Origin of the sequence: Parabacteroides goldsteinii, from assembly GCF_020091425.1 — a bacterium.
In the GTDB taxonomy this organism is placed as follows: Bacteria; Bacteroidota; Bacteroidia; order Bacteroidales; family Tannerellaceae; genus Parabacteroides; species Parabacteroides goldsteinii.
The window spans coordinates 5602467-5622850 of sequence record NZ_CP081906.1; the positions used below are offsets into that span (position 1 = coordinate 5602467).

The 20384-nt window shown below is 44.9% G+C and carries 12 protein-coding genes; 9 read left to right on the plus strand and 3 right to left on the minus strand.

Annotation, left to right across the window (positions count from 1 at the left end; all coding sequences use genetic code 11):
- The first annotated feature begins 26 nt into the window (after positions 1–26).
- The 9 genes from K6V26_RS23150 to K6V26_RS23190 all read left to right on the plus strand — a co-directional run bounded on the left by K6V26_RS23150 (position 27) and on the right by K6V26_RS23190 (position 14471).
- Positions 27–911 (plus strand): TIM barrel protein, encoded by an 885-nt coding sequence (locus tag K6V26_RS23150; RefSeq protein ID WP_009860359.1) that lies wholly within the window; start codon positions 27–29, stop codon positions 909–911.
- Between the two features lie 4 nt (positions 912–915).
- Positions 916–2058, plus strand: a complete 1143-nt coding sequence (locus tag K6V26_RS23155) for a glycoside hydrolase family 43 protein (RefSeq protein ID WP_224264000.1) — start codon at positions 916–918, stop codon at positions 2056–2058.
- A 173-nt stretch (positions 2059–2231) separates the two neighbouring features.
- A complete protein-coding gene (locus K6V26_RS23160; protein ID WP_129697078.1) occupies positions 2232–3122 on the plus strand; it encodes a YitT family protein in 891 nt (296 codons plus the stop codon).
- Positions 3123–3759: 637 nt separating this feature from the next.
- Entirely contained in the window at positions 3760–4308 is a 549-nt protein-coding gene (locus K6V26_RS23165; RefSeq protein ID WP_009860356.1) for an RNA polymerase sigma factor, read from the plus strand.
- Positions 4309–4373: 65 nt separating this feature from the next.
- Positions 4374–5456, plus strand: a complete 1083-nt coding sequence (locus K6V26_RS23170) for a FecR family protein (RefSeq protein WP_224264001.1) — start codon at positions 4374–4376, stop codon at positions 5454–5456.
- A gap of 123 nt (positions 5457–5579) precedes the next feature.
- Positions 5580–9044 carry a TonB-dependent receptor gene (locus K6V26_RS23175; RefSeq protein WP_009860354.1) on the plus strand — a complete coding sequence of 1155 codons (3465 nt, stop codon included), beginning with the start codon at positions 5580–5582 and terminating at the stop codon, positions 9042–9044.
- Between the two features lie 19 nt (positions 9045–9063).
- On the plus strand, positions 9064–10851 hold the full coding sequence (locus tag K6V26_RS23180; RefSeq protein WP_046145926.1) for a RagB/SusD family nutrient uptake outer membrane protein: 1788 nt from the start codon (positions 9064–9066) through the stop codon (positions 10849–10851).
- Between the two features lie 160 nt (positions 10852–11011).
- Positions 11012–11953: an endonuclease/exonuclease/phosphatase family protein gene (locus tag K6V26_RS23185; protein WP_009860352.1), complete on the plus strand. Its 942-nt coding sequence runs from the start codon at positions 11012–11014 to the stop codon at positions 11951–11953.
- Between the two features lie 40 nt (positions 11954–11993).
- A complete protein-coding gene (locus K6V26_RS23190) occupies positions 11994–14471 on the plus strand; it encodes an outer membrane protein assembly factor BamB family protein (protein ID WP_224264003.1) in 2478 nt (825 codons plus the stop codon).
- Between the two features lie 88 nt (positions 14472–14559).
- On the opposite strand, the gene K6V26_RS23195 is transcribed toward K6V26_RS23190, so the two are convergent.
- Genes K6V26_RS23195 through K6V26_RS23205 form a run of 3 tightly spaced genes read right to left on the minus strand, consistent with a single transcriptional unit; the run spans position 14560 to position 20313 of the window.
- On the minus strand, positions 14560–16797 hold the full coding sequence (locus K6V26_RS23195) for a glycoside hydrolase family 3 C-terminal domain-containing protein (RefSeq protein ID WP_224264004.1): 2238 nt from the start codon (positions 16795–16797) through the stop codon (positions 14560–14562).
- 4 nt (positions 16798–16801) lie between these two features.
- Positions 16802–18067 carry a glycoside hydrolase family 5 protein gene (locus tag K6V26_RS23200; protein WP_224264005.1) on the minus strand — a complete coding sequence of 422 codons (1266 nt, stop codon included), beginning with the start codon at positions 18065–18067 and terminating at the stop codon, positions 16802–16804.
- A gap of 5 nt (positions 18068–18072) precedes the next feature.
- Positions 18073–20313, minus strand: coding sequence for a glycoside hydrolase family 3 N-terminal domain-containing protein (locus K6V26_RS23205; protein WP_224264006.1), 2241 nt, complete (start codon positions 20311–20313; stop codon positions 18073–18075).
- Positions 20314–20384 lie beyond the last annotated feature (71 nt).

Consider the following 20384-nt stretch of genomic DNA (forward strand, 5'->3'; position numbering starts at 1 on the left):
CTAATTAATTATCAATTCTGAATAACATGGAAAACATCTCAAGAAGAACAGCCATTAAGACCGCATTAGTAGGCGGGGCAGCACTTGCCGTATCAGGTTTGGAAGCAGCAAATCCCGCTAAAAAGAAAAAAGCAGAAACAAAGGAACCGTTGAAGGGTAATGTACGCCATTCCGTTAGTAAATGGTGTTTCGGTGACTATCCGTTGGAAGAATTTTGTGGGATATGTAAAAATATAGGAATCGAATCGATCGAATTGCTCGACCCGAAAGACTGGCCGGTTGTACAAAAACACGGCCTGACTGTCGCTATGTGCCAAGGGGCCGGTTTGGGTATCGATCGTGGATTTAACGATCCTAAATTGCACGACGAACTGGTTGCCAGTTATGAAGCGGTAATACCCCAGGTGGCGGCAGCCGGATTGACGAATTTGATCTGCTTCTCCGGAAAGCGGAATGGACTGACTGATCTTCAGGGATGGGAAAACTGTGAGAAAGGATTGAAACGTCTGATGCCGCTGGCGGAAAAACATAATGTGGTCCTGACGATGGAGTTGTTGAACAGTGTAGGCCATAAAGATTATCAATGCGACCATACTGTTTGGGGGGTAGAATTATGTCGCCGTGTCGGATCACCAAACTTTAAGCTTTTGTATGATATTTATCATATGCAGATCATGGAAGGAAATATCATCGAAAATATCCGAAAGTATCATGAATACTTCTCTCATATCCATACAGGCGGTAATCCCGGACGGGCGGAAATTGACGAAACCCAGGAACTTTATTACCCGGCAATTATGAAAGCGTTGGTAGAAACCGGGTATAAAGGATTTGTAGGGCAGGAGTTTGTTCCCCGTCAGCAGGATAAGATAGCTTCCCTGGAGAAATGTATTCGTATTTGTGATGTCTAGCCATATGAAGAAGACAAGAATTATACAACTCTGTTTCCTTTTGTTTGCTGTTGCTTTTGCAGGATGTAAAGGAAAGTCCGGCTCGGAACAGGCTGGCGGTGCATTTACCCCGGGCGAACTATGGCCGGATAATAACGGTGTGCATATCAATGCGCATGGCGGAGGAATCCTGCATGACGGCGATACTTATTATTGGTTCGGCGAGCATAAAACGGAAGGAACTGCCGGAAATAATGCGCTGGTGGGAGTCCATTGTTACTCTTCCAAAGATTTATATAACTGGAAAGACGAAGGCGTTGCCTTATCGGTTGTGACCGACGATTCTACACATAGCATAGCGAAAGGATGTATCCTGGAACGCCCTAAAGTAATTTATAATAAAAAGAATAACAACTATGTGATGTGGTTCCACCTGGAGCCTAAAGGGGCAGGATATTCCGGTGCGCTCAGCGGTATTGCCGTAAGCGATAAGGTGGCAGGTCCTTATAAATTTCTTCGTGCCGTGCGTCCGAATGCCGGTTCCTGGCCGACAAATGTGCAGGATATTCATAAACAGGCTATTCCTGTATCGGATAAAAGCCAGTTTACCGGCGGTAGTCTGCCGGCTCACCCGGACAGTCTGAATCTGCTGGGCCGTGATATGGAAGGCGGACAGATGGCGCGTGATATGAACCTTTTTGTTGATGACGACGGCAAGGCTTATCACATTTATTCTTCGGAAGAGAACAGCACATTGCATATCTCCCTGTTGACGGACGATTATACTAATTATTCCGGTACGTATGCCCGCTTTTTCCCCGGACGTTTCATGGAAGCACCGGCGATGTTCAAACGTGACGGAAAATATTATCTGATCATGTCCGGTTGTACAGGTTGGGCCCCGAATGCCGGTCGTTCGGCTGTCGCACCTTCTATCTGGGGGCCTTGGGAAGAATTGGAGAATCCGTTTGTCGGTGAAGGCTCCGACCTTTCTTTCCATTCCCAGAGTACCTATGTATTGCCGGCTCCCGGTAAGCCCGGACAGTTCATCTATATGGGTGACCGCTGGACGCCCGAGAATGCAATCGACGGGCGTTACATCTGGCTTCCGATCCGTTTTAAAGGAGATCAGCCGATCATCGAATGGCAGGATAAATGGAGTTATTGATGTCGTTGTCCTGTTGTATTTGAAATTTAACAATATGTTTTTGTAAATTCATCGAAATCATACCGCTAAATTGATTTAATCTTCATTAATTTTGCAGCTTCGTTTTTGCGGGGCTGCAATTTTTTTGGCAGATAGGTGATCTTTATAATATGGATATATAATAAACATTTAAAATGAAACCAACATTATCAATTACCTCAAGGCAGTTAATGCTGAGAGAGATGCACGATTATTTAATGATCGCTCTTGGCATGCTTTTCTATGCTATTGGGTGGACTGTTTTCCTTTTGCCTAATGATATTACTACCGGAGGGGTGCCTGGTATCGCCTCTATCGTGTATTGGGCGACCGGAATAAATGTGCAGTATACGTACTTTGCAATTAACGGCGGGTTGCTGATCGCTTCTCTTATTGTTCTGGGATGGAAGTTCAGTGTGAAAACTATTTTTGCCGTACTGGTGATGACCACTATCCTTCCCATTATTCAGAGTGCTACATCTAATCTGCATTTGTTGCAAGACCAACCGTTTATGGCTTGTGTCATCGGTGCTTCTTTCTGCGGAAGTGGTATTGGTATCGCTTTTTCGGCCAACGGCAGCTCGGGAGGAACGGATATCATCGCTGCTATTATAAATAAATACAGGGATATTACTTTAGGACGTGTTATTCTGATGACGGATATGATTATCATTTCTTCCAGTTATTTTGTACTGCATGATTGGGAAAAGGTCGTTTATGGTTTTGCCACACTTTATATATCCAGCTTTGTGCTTGACCAGGTGGTAAACAGTGCCCGCCAGTCTGTACAGTTCTTTATTATTTCCAAGAGATATGAAGAAATTGGACATCGCATCAATAAAGATCTCCACCGTGGTGTGACGGTGATAGACGGGACCGGAATGTACACCGGGTTGGGAGTGAAGATGATGTTCGTATTGGCCAAGAAGCGTGAGTCGACAACTATTTTCCGCTTGATTAAAGATATAGACCCGGAAGCATTTGTCTCTCAGAGTGCCGTCATCGGTGTGTATGGCGAAGGGTTCGACCATATTAAAGTAAAATAATTCCATATAATAGCTATATAGATTTATTTATAAGGGTTCGGCTTCTATTCAGATACCGTCTTGTATATAATTTTCTGCCTTACTAACTGGTTGTCGATGGCTATCGGTAATATTATTTATAGCTGTCGACAATATTACTGATAGTTATCGATTATATTACCGATAGCTTTCGTAAACAGATTAGTAAGGCAGAAAATTATTTATAGAACCGGATGTTATTTCTGTTAGTACGCAATCTAAATCAATTATATTTAAAATTTCACCTTAGTTCTGTTAGAACTGAGGCATATATCGTTAGTTTTTACTAACAAACAATGATTTTGAGCGCTTATAGCTCTCCAGCTATTAACAGATGTTTCTTAAAACATTCATTCTTCCTGTCTATTTAACCTATTATAATAAAAATGAACTATATTTGCATGCGCAAGGGATTTAGTCCTAACAGAACTATTTCCTAACTCTTTTAAGAGATAGATATATGTTTTAAGATAAATACTATTTATGGGTTTATGAATGATACAATCTTAATACTAATGCTTACTTAATTTTGATGTAATATGAGTGAAATACTATGTATCTATTTTTGCGCACCAATTATAGTTGAGACGCTATAACAAAATTATAAGCAATTGTTTATATGCAAATATCCGATGAGAAATTATGGGAATCATGTTTGACAGGGGATAAGGAGGCTTTCAAGGAAATCTATTGTCGCTTTTATTCTTTGTTGTATAATTATGGCTCCAAACTGGTTTCCGATAAAGATCTGGTAAAAGATTGCATTCAGGATATTTTCATTAAACTGATTCAGAACTATCCCTCTCTTTCTCCAACTCCAAATGTGAAAGGGTATCTGATCAAAGCCTTACGTAACAAGCTGTATGATGCATTGGAAAAGGAAAAACCGACTGATGATATCACCTTGTATGAAGAAGTATTTATAACAGACGAGTTATTCCCTTTACTCTCTTTCGACGATTCGGAAGCAGATGACCGTGCCAGACATCTCATGCAGGTTTTTTCTCTGCTGTCCTCCCATCAGCAGGAAATTATCTATTTATATTATGTAAATGGACTGAAGCATGAAGAAATAGCGGAGATAATGGGTATAAATTATCAATCCAGTAAAAATCTGTTATTCAGATCTTTATCCAGTCTTAAGAAATTATATCTGAAAAAAGATTGATTTTATTCAAAAAAAGTGAGTACCAAATGAGACCTCTCCCGTAATAGGGATAAAAGAGGTTACTTGTGGATAAAAAGCAAAACATATTAAATAAAAGATCATTTGAGCAGGCCGGGAAAGACCTACTCCGGAAAGTTCATGATGCAGAGTCTGATAACTTGCTGGAGGCACTGGCATCGTGGAAGGAGATTGAAGTCCGGACGACTCAGCCACGCACTTTATTCAGATTACGTTCCCGTTATATATTATCTGTGGCAGCTTCAATAGCTGTACTTCTTTCTGTAGGTCTTTATTTTTGGATGGATACGAAGAGTGATACTTCTATGTCGCTTGCCTTGCTTGAAAACAACACATCGTCTTTGGCCGACGATGAGATTGTTTTGATCGAAAGCGATGATAAGATGCAATTGAAAGATGAATCATCGATCAAATATGATATGGATGGAAAATCGAATGCGGAGCAGCATGTCGTAAAAAAGGAAATAACAGAAGAGAAGAAAGAGAAAAAAGAGGAAATCAATCAGATTATCGTGCCAAAGGGCCGGCGGGCGGACATTACTTTTTCGGATGGAACGAAAATGTATGTCAATGCCGGAACACGTGTTTTTTATCCGGCTGTCTTTAAAAAAGATAAGAGAGAAATACTTGTAGAAGGTGAGGTCTTTCTGGAAGTAGAGAAAGACCCTTCTCGTCCTTTTATTGTCAAAACCAACAGGTTTGAAGTAAAGGTACTCGGTACGCAGTTTAATGTTTGTGCATATAAAGAAGATGCTTTCACTTCTGTTGTGTTGGTTAACGGTAGTGTGGAGGTTAATTCCGGAAAGAATAATAGATCAGTACTCTCTCCCAATCAGATGATTAAAGTAAATGATAAAGGTACGGATATAAAGGAGGTAGATGTTTTTGAATATATCTGTTGGAAGGATAATATGATGATGTTGAACGGCCGGAAGGTTGGAGAGACACTGGATCGGTTATCCCGTTATTACGGTCGTAACATTTGGTATAATGAAGAGATTGGAAATATTCCTATTTCCGGAAAGTTGGATTTGCGGGAAAATATGGAAGATGTAATCAATATCATTTGCCAGTCAATGTTCCTTCAGTATAAGACAGATGCAAATAATAATATAATAATATCAAAATAAAATGCCTATGTAAAAGCCCTAGAGTTAAAAAAAAGAACCGAACGATACGGCCATATCACTCGGTTCTAAAGTTTCTTGTTTAATCTATTAATTTATGTATCAAAGAAAAAACGTTACAAATGTATGAAAAAGAATGAAGAATTCAGTCGAAAATCGACTCATTTTCTTAAAAGTGCATGTTTAGCCTTATGTCTGGTAAGTTATGGAGGATCTGCTATCTACGCAGCTTCTACTTATGCGGAACAAACCACGTTGACTGTCCGCATGAATAACCGGACTGTAAAAGATGTATTTTCTTACATCGAAAAGAACAGTGAATTTATTTTTGTGTACCATGGTTCAAACATCAATCTGAATAAAAAGGTGAATGTGGATGTCAATAATCAGACTGTTGAAGCCATATTGAAAAAGATGTTTGAAGGAACGGACATTGAGTATATCATCAATGACCGCCAAATCATCGTTCGCAAGAATGAAACAAACAAAAAGCAGGTAGCAGTCGTTGCTCCCCAGCAGGAAAAGAAAATCACCGTAACAGGTAATGTAAAAGATGCTACCGGCGAACCGTTGATTGGGGTAAATGTGATGGTAAAAGGAACTACCATGGGGAATATAACGGATGCCAATGGTAATTTCTCTCTATCGGATGTCGCTCCGAATGCAGTTATTAGTGTTTCTTATATTGGATATAAAACGCAGGAAATCGCTTTAAATGGTAAAACTGCAGTAAATGTGATTTTGAGTGAAGATAGCGAGGCTTTGGATGAAGTGGTAGTTATCGGTTATGGTACACAGAAGAAAGCGGACCTGTCCGGAGCTGTAGCTACAGTGCCGAAAAAAGTATTGGAAAACCGTCCGGTTCTGACCGTTGGACAGGCTTTGCAGGGATCGGTTGCTAACTTGACTGTTTCGATCGGTAGTGGACAAGCAACAGATTCACCTAGCTTTAATATTCGTGGTACGACTTCTATCAACGGTGGTAATCCGTTGGTTGTGATAGACGGTGTCGTTTCTTCAGCTGAAGAGTTAAACAGAATGAACCCTACCGATATCGGTAGTATTTCCGTTTTAAAAGATGCTGCGTCGGCTGCTATCTACGGTTCGCGTGCTGCATTCGGTGTGATTTTGGTTACGACTAAGACGGCAGGACAGGAAAAGTTGACAATTAATTATAATAATAATTTTGCAATGCGTAGGTTAACGGGGATGGCAGATGTAATTACTGATCCTTATATCGTAGCTTCCACCCGTAATACGATGTCTTACCCTTGGTATAACTTATACAATGAAGAACAATTGGCATATGCCAAGAAAGTTTCGGAAGATCCGAGCACTTCTCCTTATTATCTAAATCAGGATGGTACTTATTCTTATTTTGGTAGTACAGATTGGTTTGATGAGGCTTATAAGAATTTGGCATTTTCTACCAATCACACGGTCGATGTTTCAGGTAAGACAGATCGTTTAAATTATTATTTTTCTGCCAATTACAATTTTCAGGATGGTATGGTGAAGTACGGAACTGATAAATATAACCGTTATAACCTTCGTTCCAAATTGGATTTTAAATTGACTGACTGGTGGACGTTGGGTAATAATACCAGCTTTGTAAATTCAGACTATGATTCTCCAAACTATCTGGGAGATTCTTATTATTGGGAAGTAAACCGTATCAATCCGTTGGATGTGACTTATAATCCGGATGGTTCTTGGACAAAGGCTGGTAGTAGCGTATTCGGGCGTTTGGTAGACGGAGGTCGTTGGAATCAGCAGAAGACAACTTTCTCGACACAATTTACAACAAAGATCGATATTATCAAGGATGTTCTTTTTGTAAATGGTTCGTTTAACTATTCAACGAATAAAAATGCTGAAGAGGGATATTCTTTGCCTGTCGATTACTATGATGGTCCGGATAGACCGGCTGCTCAGCAAGACCCGGTATCTCAGGCTTACTTGAACCATACCAATGCGCGTACACTTACATTTGATGCATATGCTACTTTCCACAAGTTGTTTAATGACAAACATGATTTCACGGCGATGGTTGGTTTCAACCAGGAAGATTGGCGGGATAATTATACCTCTGCGAGCCGTAAAGAATTGATTTCATCTTCTTTGCCTACATTGGGATTGGCTTCGGGTGATATGAATGTCGGACAACGAATCTATTCACTTTCTATGCGTAGTGTATTCGGCCGTTTGAATTATATTTATAACAATAAGTATATCTTGGCATTTAATGGTCGTTATGATGGAACATCACGTTTCCCACATGATGATCGGTATGCATTCAACCCTTCCGGTTCTGTGGCTTGGGTACTTTCGGAGGAAAACTTTTTCGAACCGGTACGAGATGTTGTTAATTTCTTGAAACTCAGATTCTCTTATGGTAGTTTGGGTAATCAGGATTTGAAAGAGAACTATTATGCTTATCTGGCTACTATGGGTTCCGGAAAGATATCTCAAATTTTAGATGGTAAACAACCGATAGGTGTTTCTGCACCGGGACTGGTTGCTGGTAACTTAACTTGGGAAAAAGTGACGACTGCCGACTGGGGAATGGATATTAATTTCTTAGATAACCGTTTGACTGCCACTGTCGATGGATATATTCGTCGTACAAAAGATATGTTGACAGGTGGTGCAGAGTTACCTAATGTTTTAGGAACTAGTGAACCTTTGGAAAATGCGGCAGACTTGAAAACAACCGGTTGGGATTTAACGGTTAGCTGGCGTGATAATGTGAAGCTGGCAGGGAAAACGTTGAATTACGGATTAAGCTTCAATATCGGTGATAGTCGTTCTTGGATCACTAAGTTCTCGAATGATACAGGGTCTTTGGATAGTTATTATGAAGGCTGGGAAATGGGATCTATCTGGGGGTTGGAAACAGAAGGTTTCTTTACTTCTCAGGAAGATATTGATAACCATGCCGACCAGACACAGGTCGCTTCTTATATCGGTACACGACCGATTGCACCGGGCGATTTGAAATTTAAGGATTTAAACGGTGACGGCAAAATTGATAAAGGCGCTTGGACAATTGATGACCATGGTGATTATAAGATTATCGGTAATAGTCGTGCCCGTTATGGTTTCGGGTTCAATATGAATGCAGATTGGAATGGTTTTGACTTGAGTCTGTTTGTACAGGGAGTTTTGAAAAAGAATTACAGTCCGAGTGGGGACTTGTATTTCTGGGGTATCTATGCACAACCTTGGACTAATATTACTTATGGTAACTATTATGATCGCTGGACAGAAGAAAACCCAAGTCAGGATGCTTATTTCCCGCGTTTTAAATCGTATGTTGCGGAAGGTGGAGCAGAAGCTGCTCTTACTCAGACCCGTTATTTGCAAAATGCGACTTATGCTCGCTTGAAGAACTTGACATTCGGATATACACTGCCAAAACAGTGGACAGATAAAGCAAATATCCAACGTTTACGTCTTTTCTTCTCTGGTGACAACTTGTGTGAAATAACAGGTTTGTATAAGCATTATAAACTGGATCCGGAATGTTTGGGTGGCCAAATGTATCCGTTGCAACGTTCTTATTCGTTTGGTTTAAATGTTACGTTCTAATTTTTAATTGCTGAAAGTTATGACTATTAATAAAAATATTATGAAAATAGCTGCGATAGGATTCGTTGGCATTTTAGGGTTAAGCGGATGTAACGATTCGTTTATGGACAAATATTCCGAGACTTCCATTACGGAAGAAGGTTTTTTCAAGTCGGCTGGTGATTTGGAAATCTATACAAATAATATGTACGGATATGTTACTTCCGATTATTGGGATGTCGCATCCGATAATGTGATATATGTAGAGGAGGCAAGTATCTATTCTAAGATGAGAGGAGAGCTGAATCCTGATAATGCAAGTGTATGGGGATGGGGTAGTATTCGCAATGTCAATTTTATGCTGGCAAGAGCAGATAAAGCAGAAGGTGATATGGCGGAAATTAATCACTATATCGGCTTGGCTCGTATGTTCAGAGCAAAGTTATATTATGATAAAGTATTGTCTTATTCGGATGTACCTTGGTATAGTCGTGATTTGCAGACTACGGATACGGAAGAATTATTTAAACCGCAGGATCCGCGTGCGTTGGTTGTTGATTCCATCATGGCCGATCTGGATTTCGCTGTAACTCATATGAAGGATGAAAGTGGTGCACGAACACGTTGGTATAGAAGTGGTGCATTGGCTATGCAGGCACGTATCGCCTTGTCAGAAGGTTGTTGGCGCAAATATCATTCGGAATTAGGACTGAATGATGCTGATCGTTTCTTTAAAGTGGCTGCTGATGCTTGTAAAGCGATTATGAATACAGGTAATTATGAGCTGTCTACCGGTGAAGGCGCGTATGAGGCTTTGTTTAATAGTCAGGATCTTTCTTCTAATAAGGAGATGATCATTTTTGAAGATTACAGTAATGAATTAGGACGTAAGCATGGTGCCGGTGCCCGGTTTGATTGGACAACCGGCTTGTCACGCGACTTAATGGAAGATTATTATGTAATTGAAGATGGTAAGACAAAAAGATTTCAGGATGTGCCTGGTTATGATAAGAAAACATTTCTTGAGATCTTTGAAAACAGAGATCCCCGCCTGGGACAAACTTTCATGATGCCAGGTTTTATGCGTCCGGGTGAAACAGAGCCTCATCGTCAGAAAATAACGATCGGTGGTTATCCGCAGGTAAAATATTCTCCGCTGACATTCGATCAGACAGAATGGGGTAAAGCCTATACAGACTTGCCATTGATCCGGTATGCAGAGGTCTTATTGATGTATGCAGAAGCGAAAGCTGAGTTAGGAGAATTAACTCAGGAGGATATTGATTTGAGTATTAATTTAATTAGAGATCGTGCCGGTGTGCCTCGGGCTACTTTGGCAGATTGGATGGCAAATGTCGATCCGGTTCAGGCTAATCGTTATCCGAATGTTACTTCTGCACAAAAAGGTGCAATTTTGGAAGTTAGACGTGAAAGACGTATTGAATTGGCTTGCGAAGGATTCCGTTATGCGGATTTAATGCGTTGGGGTGCTGGTAAGTTAATGGAAAAAGCTCCGGAGGGTATGTATATCGGTAAATTAGGCTATATTGACTTGACCGGTGACGGACAACCTGATTATGCAGTTGTGGCAACACAGGCAGATGCCGATGCTATTCCACAGGCAGATAAGGAAAAATATAAATTGAATATAGAGATTTTGGCAGGAAATACATTTGAACTGACTGGTGGAGATAAAGGATATATTCGTTTGATTTCTCAGGTTAATAAATGGAATTTTATTGAACCGAAGTATTATTATAGTCCGATATCAACAAAAGATATCGTACTGAACAAAAACTTAATTCAGAATAAATTTTGGACTAAATAGTCGGGAGCGCTTTTTTACTCTTTGAGTAGGAAATGAATATTATATATCTCAAAAGTTACATCTTTTATTTTAGGTGTGAACTTTTGGGATATATTTTTGAATCATTTTTATCTTTCTATCTTTGCGGTTGAATTACATTTAATATTGATAAATTATATACATGAAAACACAAAGTTTTGTTAGTATTACCTTGGTAGTACTTGTTTTGAGTGTTTTTATTTCTTGCTCTGAACAGAAAAAAGAACAACAACTCACTGTCCTTGCCTGGAACGTTTGGCATGCAGGGCATTCCAAAGCTTATGGACAGCAAGCCTGTGATGGGACGATCGGTATCCTGAAAAAAAGTCAGGCTGATGTCATCTTGATGGTGGAAACATATGGAGCCGCTCCTATGATTGCTGATTCGCTCGGTTATGATTATTATTTGATATCCAGTAATCTTTGTATCTTCAGCCGTTATCCGATCATAAAGAAATATACATTTCCGGATGTGATAGATACCTTCAATTTTGGAGGTGTAGAGATTGATATGGACGGGACTCCTGTCCGTCTGTTCGATACTTGGATTCACTATTTGCCGGATATGCGCCTTGTTCCGACCGATAAATCAGAAGAAGAAATATTGGCTTGGGATGATGCCGGAACACGCGATGAAGAAATCCGAAAGATACTCGGGGCTTTGAAACCAATGATTGCCGAATCAGATAGTATCCCTATCGTCATGGGCGGCGATTTCAACAGCCACTCGCATCTGGACTGGACAGAGGCGACCAAAGATATGTATAATCACGGTGGTGCCGTCGTGAACTGGACTGTCTCCAAAGAAATGCAGGCTGCTAACTTCAAGGATAGCTTCCGTGAGATTAATCCCGACCCGGTGAAGAATATCGGGACGACCTGGTTGACGGATGCCGATTCGCTGGAAACAGTCAATCGCCAGGATCGTATCGACTTCATTTATTACCAAGGAAAGACGATACAGGCAGTAGAGTCCCAATGCTATGACAATATTCTGGGTGAAACATTTTCTTTCAAAGGGGAAGACTTCTTTTATGCTTCTGATCACGGGTTTGTGCTGACAACCTTTACGATTAGAAAATAGAAAACTTACTACTGATATTCTAAATAAACACATTAATAACATGAAGAAAACAATCTTGAGCATCGCCCTGCTGAGCGGCATCGCTTCTTTTGCCAATGCAGCCTACACTGGGCATGTCTTTGTCGATAAAAACAACAATGGAGTATTTGATAAAGGCGAGAAAGCTATGGCAGGTGTTCTCGTTTCTGACGGTCTGAACGTTGTAAAGACGGCTGGCGACGGCTCTTTCACCCTGCCCGGCCACGAACGGGAACGCTTCATCTTTATTACCACCCCTTCCGGCTATAAAACAAACAATAAGCATTATCACCGCATCGACGGCGACCAAATCTCGTACGATTTCGGGCTGCAACCCTATAGCGGAGGTATAAAATCCGACGGCAGTCATAAATATGTGCATATCGCCGATACGGAGATATTCAACACCGACAATCATGGTGACTGGGTATCCAACGTACGCGATTATACCTCCAACGAGGAGGCCGCCTTTATTATCCATACCGGCGATATCTGTTATGAGAACGGTCTGAAAGCCCATATCAAATTGATGAATACGGCCAATATGAACTGCCCTATCTTCTACTGTGTCGGCAATCACGACCTGGTAAAAGGAAAATACGGTGAGGAACTGTTCGAAAGCATCTACGGTCCGGTCTTTTATTCATTTGATGCCGGTAGCGTGCATTATATTGTGACTCCGATGGCGGGCGGCGATTATCAGCCGGGCTATACGAAGGAAGATGTCTATCGCTGGCTGAAGAACGATCTGGCGCAAATCCCGCAAGGCAAGCCCATTGTCGTATTCAATCATGACTTGCTGACTTACGGCGACCAGTTTATCTTCGGTATCAACGACCAGGAACAAATTAACTTGAATGACCATAACCTGAAAGCCTGGGTATACGGTCACTGGCATATCAATTACATAAAGAAACAGGGTAACGTCTACTCTGTCTCTACTGCTACCCTGGACAAGGGAGGTATCGACCATTCTACCAGCGCTTTCCGCGTTATGCATGTAGACAGGAAAGGCGATTTCACCTCTGAATTGCGTTACACTTATCTTGATAAAAGCATCCAAATCTCTACTCCGGCCGAAGGGCAAGTTCCCGTGCTGGCTTCCGGAGCCGTGCCTGTGACGGTGAACGTTTATTCATCCGTCTCTCCTGTGAAAGAGGTCTCTTATTCTTGTCAGATAGATGGAAAGACATTTGTCAGCAATCGTAAGTTGAGCCAGGCTACGGACTGGTGCTGGAACTCCGAAGTACCCTTTACGGCTGCTCAACGTGGGAAGATGGCTACCCTGAAAGTAAGAGCACTCTTCAACAATGGCGAAGTGGCGGAAACCGAAACGGTATTCACCTACCAGCCAACAAATGTAAAACCGGATTTGTCAGCCGACTGGAATAACCTGTTAGGAACTCCCGAACATGTTGCAACTGCTTCTTCGAGCGTAAACCCGCCTCTCGAAATGGCCTGGGTGAAGAATATTGGAGCCAATATCTATATGACTTCCCCATTGGTTTACAACGGTATGATTTATGTTGCCTCTGTCGATGAGAACCTGCAAGGTGATGCTCATATTTATGCCCTGAACGGACAAACGGGCGAGTTGCTTTGGAAATACCAGACACGTAATTCCATCAAAAACACTATCGCCATTGACAATGGTCGTGTGTTGGCACAAGACGCCCAGGGATATCTGTATGCCGTAGATGCCCAAAGCGGTAAATTAAGCTGGGAGAAACAACTGCCGGTAGCCGGCCTGCCTTCTTTGATCGAAGGTCTGGTTGCCTCCGACGGTGTTGTGTATGCCGGGACAGGCAAAGGTCTTTGTGCCATCGACACTAAAGACGGACGTGAGATCTGGCGCAATAAAGACTGGGGGCAGGGCGAAGGCACCACCACCACCTTCTCCGTAGGAAAGAATATGCTGATCGCCTCTTCCCAATGGCGTGCCCTCTACGGCAACGACCTGAAGACCGGCGCCTTGAAATGGACGGCCGACACTAACGGTCTGCGCAACCGTGGCGCATCGGCAGCCGTTCATGGTGACCTGCTCTACCTTATCTCCGACAAATCTTTCTTTATCCTCGATGCCAATACAGGCCGTGTGATTGTTCGCAAGGAACTGCCTTTCAGTGTCGATGTAACTTCAACGCCGTTACTGACTGATAAGGAGATTATCTTCGGCTCCGCAAAAGACGGTTTGGTCGCATTGGATAGCGAAACACTAGAGATTAAATGGAAGTTTAATACCGGAGATGCATTGGTATATACTTCCCCTTACTCCCGTAAAGTATCTGCAACCATTGAAACCAGTCCTGTCTTATCAGGCAATACGGTTTATGTCGGAGCTTCCGACGGTACTATCTACGGCGTGAATAAGGAGACCGGAAGGTTTGCCTGGAAGCATGCGACAGGCGCTCCGGTATTCGGTTCGGTAGCCGTTTCGGGGAATACGTTGATTGCGGTCGATTTCGGAGGAAACGTGTATACGTTTGTTGCCTCCGAATAAATTTTTTCTGACAAGAGAAGCTATATCATCAATAAAGGAGCGCAGAGTTTTTTGCGCTCCTTTATAATTTAGGGAAAAGGGGGCTTGGTTATTTCAATTCAAAAGCTACTCTATTGCGAATATCTGTAGAGGAGGCACCGACTAATGCTTCAAACTTACCCGGTTCGGCAATCCATTCATGGCGGGTGTCATCGAAGAAACTCAATGCCTCTTTTCCGATGGTAAAGGTTACCTCCCGGGTCTCTCCCGGAGCCAGTTTTACCTTGCTGAAGCCTTTCAGTTCCTTTACAGGACGGGGCAGGGATGATTTCAGGTCACTGATATATAGCTGTATTACTTCCGAACCTTCGCGACTGCCTGTATTGGTGACGGGCAGGGTAATGGTAAGCATTTCATCCTGTCCCATCACTTTCTTGTCGGCTACGGCCTTCCCGTAGGCAAAAGTAGTGTAGCTCAGGCCATGACCGAAGGAGAACAGCGGTTTTGTCTTTTCCTTGTCCACCCAGCGATAGCCGACGAAGATTCCTTCGTTGTACTTCTGATCCACGATAGGGCTGCCATCGTTGCAGGGAGTACCCGGATATTCGCCCAGCTTATGCGCACCTACATCCTGCAAAGAAGCAGGGAAAGTGAACGGTAACTTGCCGGACGGATTGACATCGCCCGTCAATACCGAAGCAATGGCACTGCCTGCTTCCGACCCCAGATACCATGCCTGCACGATGGCCGGGACTTCTTTCACCCACGGCATAGCGATGGCATTGCCTGAGATATTTACTACAATCAGGTTCTTGTTAGCCTTTGCCAGGGCGGTTATTACCTTATCCTGGCCGTAAGACAGACCGAGTTCCTTACGGTCTGCATCCTCGCAGTCCTGATGCGCGCTCTTATTCAGGCCGCCGATAAAGATGACGTAATCGGCCTCTTTGGCAACGGCAACGGCTTCGGCTATCAATTCTTCCGGCGAACGGCTGTCCTCCAGGTCCTGGCCGGATTTCACACCATTGTATTCACCGCTCGGGTCGCCTACATAGCCACGTGCATAAATGACTTCCGCCTGGTCGCCCACCCGTTTCCGGATGCCGTCCAGCGGGGAGAGTTCGTATTTTACTTTCAGGGAAGAAGAACCGCCGCCTACAGTCATCATCTTGATGGCATTCTCGCCGATGACGGCTATTCTTTTTGCCTGGTTCAGGTCGATAGGGAGCAGGTTATTCCGGTTCTGCAACAACACGATGCCCTCTTCGCCGATGCGGCGGGCTGCGGTAAAATGAGCTTCCGAGCAGAGTGAGCCGTACGGGCGGTTTCTATCCATCGTAGTGCGGTGGGCGAGGCGCAGGATGCGTCTTACCTTGTCGTCCAGTTCTTTTGTTCCGACTTTGCCTTCACGAATCAGTTTCAGGTAAGGGTCTGCCAGGTAATAATTGTCGTAAGCATTGCTTGCTCCGTTGGACAATCCGTTGGTCCAGCTTCCGAACTCCATATCGAGTCCGTTGGTGATGGCTTCCTGCGTGTTATGAACGCCTCCCCAGTCGGAGACGACAACGCCGTCGAAACCCCATTCACCTTTCAGTATATCGTTCAGGAGATACTGGTTATGGCAACCGTGCTGATTCTTGTATAGGTTGTAGGAACCCATGATGGCCCAGGCATTTCCTTCCTGAACGGCCGCTTTGAAGGCGGGCAGGTAGATTTCATAGAGGGCACGGTCGTCTACGATGACGTTGGTCGTATGGCGGTTTACTTCCTGGTTGTTGAGTGCATAATGTTTCACACAGGCTGCTACACCGTTCTGCTGGACGCCTTGCACATAGGGGACTACCATCTTTCCGGCCAGATAAGGGTCTTCACCCATATACTCGAAATTGCGGCCGTTCAGTGGCGAACGGTAGATGTTTACACCGGGGCCCAGCAAGACCGTTTTATTCCGGTAGCGGGCTTCTTCACCGATGCTTTTGCCATAAAGCCTGGCTATCTCCGGGTCCCAGCTGGCAGCCAGGCAGGTCAGAGCCGGGAAGGCTACGCAGGAGTCGTTGGTCCATCCCGCCTGCTCCCATTCATCCCATAAGACTTCGGGACGAATGCCGTGGGGACCGTCGGTCATCCAGAATTCAGGAATGCCCAGGCGTGCGACGCCCGGCGAACAAAACTTGGACTGGGCATGTGTCAGTGCTACCTTTTCTTCCAGCGTGAGGCGCGACAAGGCATCTTCCACACGTTCTTCAATGGGTTTGCTACTGTCCAGATAAGTGGGGACTTCTTGCTGTGCCTGCCCGAAACCGGGCAGCAACAACAGGCTGCAAGCGATGTATTTAATCAGTTTCATATTGTTATTGTGTCTTTAAACCTAGTGAGCGGATATATTCGTTTTGTATGACGCATTGCTGTATACGGCTGTTCTCGATAAACTCCGTTAAAGCAGCTTTGGCTGTTTCCTGGTCCGGCCGGGCATCACGGATTTCCTGGTATGTACCCCGGGGAGCTTCGGAGAAGGCAACGACAGTGTCCCAGCCGGCCGGTGCTTTGATGCCGACAAAGGAGGATTTGTCGATTTTCTTGTACGGCCAGAACGTCCAGCCGATATTGTTCTCTTCCATCACATGGCAGAAAGCATTCTGCCAAGCTTCTGTATTGTGTCCGATTTCACCCATATACATGGGGAGGTTCACCCGGTCGCGGAAGTCGATAATCTCCTGAATGGCTGCTTTGGAGGCATCGCCTCCGTAACGGTGGCAGGTGTACATGATTTTATCGTCGAAGGTGGAGTCGGTGAACGGACGGAAGTTACCGTTCCACTGCGCGCCGCCCAGCAGGATGATATGGTTGGTGTCTGCCTCGCGGATGGCGGCTGTGGCTCGTTTATACAACGATTCCAGCTTGCCGTTCAACTCTTCCATATTGCTGAAATAGGGCGCGATAGGCTCATTTGCCAGTTCGTAGCCGAGGATAACCGGCTCGTTCTTATAATAGCCTGCAATCTTTTTCCAGATGTCACAGAATAGCTGCTGGCTGACTTCGCTCTCGAATAGCCAGGGATACCCGTAGCTGTCGTCGATGTTGTCACCGGTCTGTCCACCCGGAGCGTCGTGCATATCGAGAATCAGGTAGAGGCCTGTCTCGCGGCACCAGCCGACTACACTGTCTATGCGGGCGAAACCGTCCTGATCGGCCGTCAATCCCATATAATCCTCGTCGGTGAAGAGTTTATAATGGAAGGGAAGACGGATGGTATTAGCCCCGGTCGCCGCAATGAACCGTATATCGTCGCGGGTAATATAGTTATCTTTGAACGCTTTCCAGAACTCGGCTGTGAAGTCAGGGCCGACCAGTTCGCAGAGCATCTGGTTGATACGTCCCGGCGAATTTGTCTTGTTGAAGCCAAACATATACCCTTCCGGGTTCAGCCAGTTGCCGAGGTTCGTCCCTTTGATAAAGAACTTCTGCCCTTTGGGGGTAATCAGGTCGGTGCCGGAGATACGCATGAATGCTTCCGGCGGCAGGTCGGCCGTATCCGCATCTGTAGTGCCGGTGTGCTGCCGGCATCCGGTAACGGATACCAGCAGGAGCATGAGTATTAAATAGATATTCTTTTTCATGTCTGTTATTTTACTGTGAATGTTGTTTGTAATCCTTCGGCGCTGTTAGGGCCGACCCAGAGGTTAAATTCGCCCGGTTCGACTACTCTTTGCCGGTCGATGTTCCAAAAGGCCAGTTCTTCGACGGGGAGTGAGAAAGAGACTGTCTTTGTCTCACCCTGCTTCAGAGGAATCCGCCGGAAGCCTTTCAACTCTTTGACCGGGCGGGTGATGGAACCGGCTTTGTCCTGTACGTACAGTTGCACGATTTCCGTGCCTTCATACTTACCGGTGTTTGTCAGGTCGAAGCTGATTTCCAGTGTTCCGTCGACAGCCAACTGATTCGTTGCCAATTGCAGGTTGTCATAGCCGAAGGTGGTGTAAGACAATCCGTAACCGAACGGGAACAAAGGGTCGAAACCGGCATCCATGTAGAAGGAAGTACAGCCCAGGGAGGTCTGCCCGGCTTCCTGCGGGATATTGTCTATCAACGTTTCCTGGCGGGAGGCAGGGCGGCCCGTATTGTTATGTGCATAGTAAACAGGTATCTGGCCTACCATCTTCGGGAAGGTAACGGGTGTTTTTCCGCTTGGTACCGCTTTTCCGAAGAGCAGGTCGGCAAGGGCCGGTCCGCCCATTGTTCCCGGATGGAAAGCGTAGAGAACGGCGTCGGACTGTTCGATTTCCTGCCCGATTGTCAGCGGACGGCCTGCCATAACCACCGTCACAAGCGGTTTCCCTATCTTTGCCAGGGAGGCTATCAGTTCACTCTGTGCTCCCTGCAAATGCAGGTCGGCTAAGGAGTGCGCTTCGCCTGAGAGGATAGATTCTTCTCCGGCGCATACCAGTACGGCATCGGCATGCATAGCGGCATTCACGGCTTTGGCGATGCCGGCTGTATGCTTGTCGCGGCTATAACCTAATCCGGGTTCGTAGATGATTCGTACTTTATCGCCATACATCTCTTTCAAAGCGGTCAGAACCGTTTGCGTATGTGCTTTTTCTCCGTCGAATACCCAGGTTCCCATCTGGTCGTGGGCGGCGTCAGCCAACGGGCCTATTACGGCAAGGGTACGTATCTTATCGGTAAAAGGTAAGGTTTCGCGGTCGTTCTTTAATAAGATAACCGATTGTTCTGCCGCCTCTTTGGCTTTTGCCAGGTGGGTGGGCGCATATTTTACTTGTTGGTCTGTGTCTGTATATGGATTATCAAACAGTCCCAGGCGGAATTTAAGGCGGAGGATGTTACGGACTGCTTCATCAATCGCTGCTTCTGATACTTTCTTCTCCTTGACAAGTTCTTCCAGGTTACGGATAAACGTGCCGCTTACCATTTCCATGTCGATGCCGGCATTCACGGATTTCATGGCTGCCTCTTTCTCGTCTTTGCAGAAACCGTGGGAAATCATTTCGGCAGAGGATGCCCAGTCTGTTACCACCAGTCCGTCGTAATTCCATTCGCCGCGCAGCACATCTTTCAGGATGAAACTGTTACCTGTCGAGGGAATTCCGTCGTTATCATTGAAAGAAGTCATGAACGTGGCGCATCCGGCTTTGGCGGCTGCTTCGAACGGAGGAAAATAGACGTTGCGCAGCTGGCGTTCGGGAATAAAGGTGGAATTGTAATCGCGTCCTCCTTCCGATGCACCGTAGCCTACAAAGTGTTTGGCACAGGCTGCAACAGCCGTCGGATTGTTCAGGGAATCACCTTGGAAACCTTTCACCATGGCTACCCCCATCACGGAGCTCAGATACGGGTCTTCACCGCAGCTCTCGGCGATGCGTCCCCACCGTGGGTCGCGCGATATATCGATCATCGGGGCAAAGGTCCAGCGGATGCCGTCGGCCGATGCTTCGACAGCCGCCACACGGGCACCGTCTTCCACCAGTTGCGGGTTGAAAGTCGCCGCCTGTCCCAACGGGATGGGGAAGATGGTTTTATAACCGTGGATGACGTCGCGCGACATAAGTAGGGGAATACCCAGGCGGGATTCTTCTACGGCTATTCTTTGCGCTTTGTTTACCAGCTCCGGTTCGGTCAGGTTCAACAGCGAACCGACATTCCCTTCCCGGATTAACCCGGCCATTTCTTCCAGGCCGCCGAAAGGGCTTAATTGGTTCATTTGGCCAATCTTCTCCTGCAAGCTCATTTGTCCTAACAAGGTATTCACCCGGCTTTCAATATCTCCTTCTTGGGTTCCCTGGGGTTCTGCGCACGATAAGAATGGCAAAAGCAGCAGGTAGACAGATAATCGTTTTATTTTCATGGCATAGTAAGATAAACAGGGATATCCTCCGGGATGAAACAGCTTATTTCATTCTTTGGATATCCCCTATT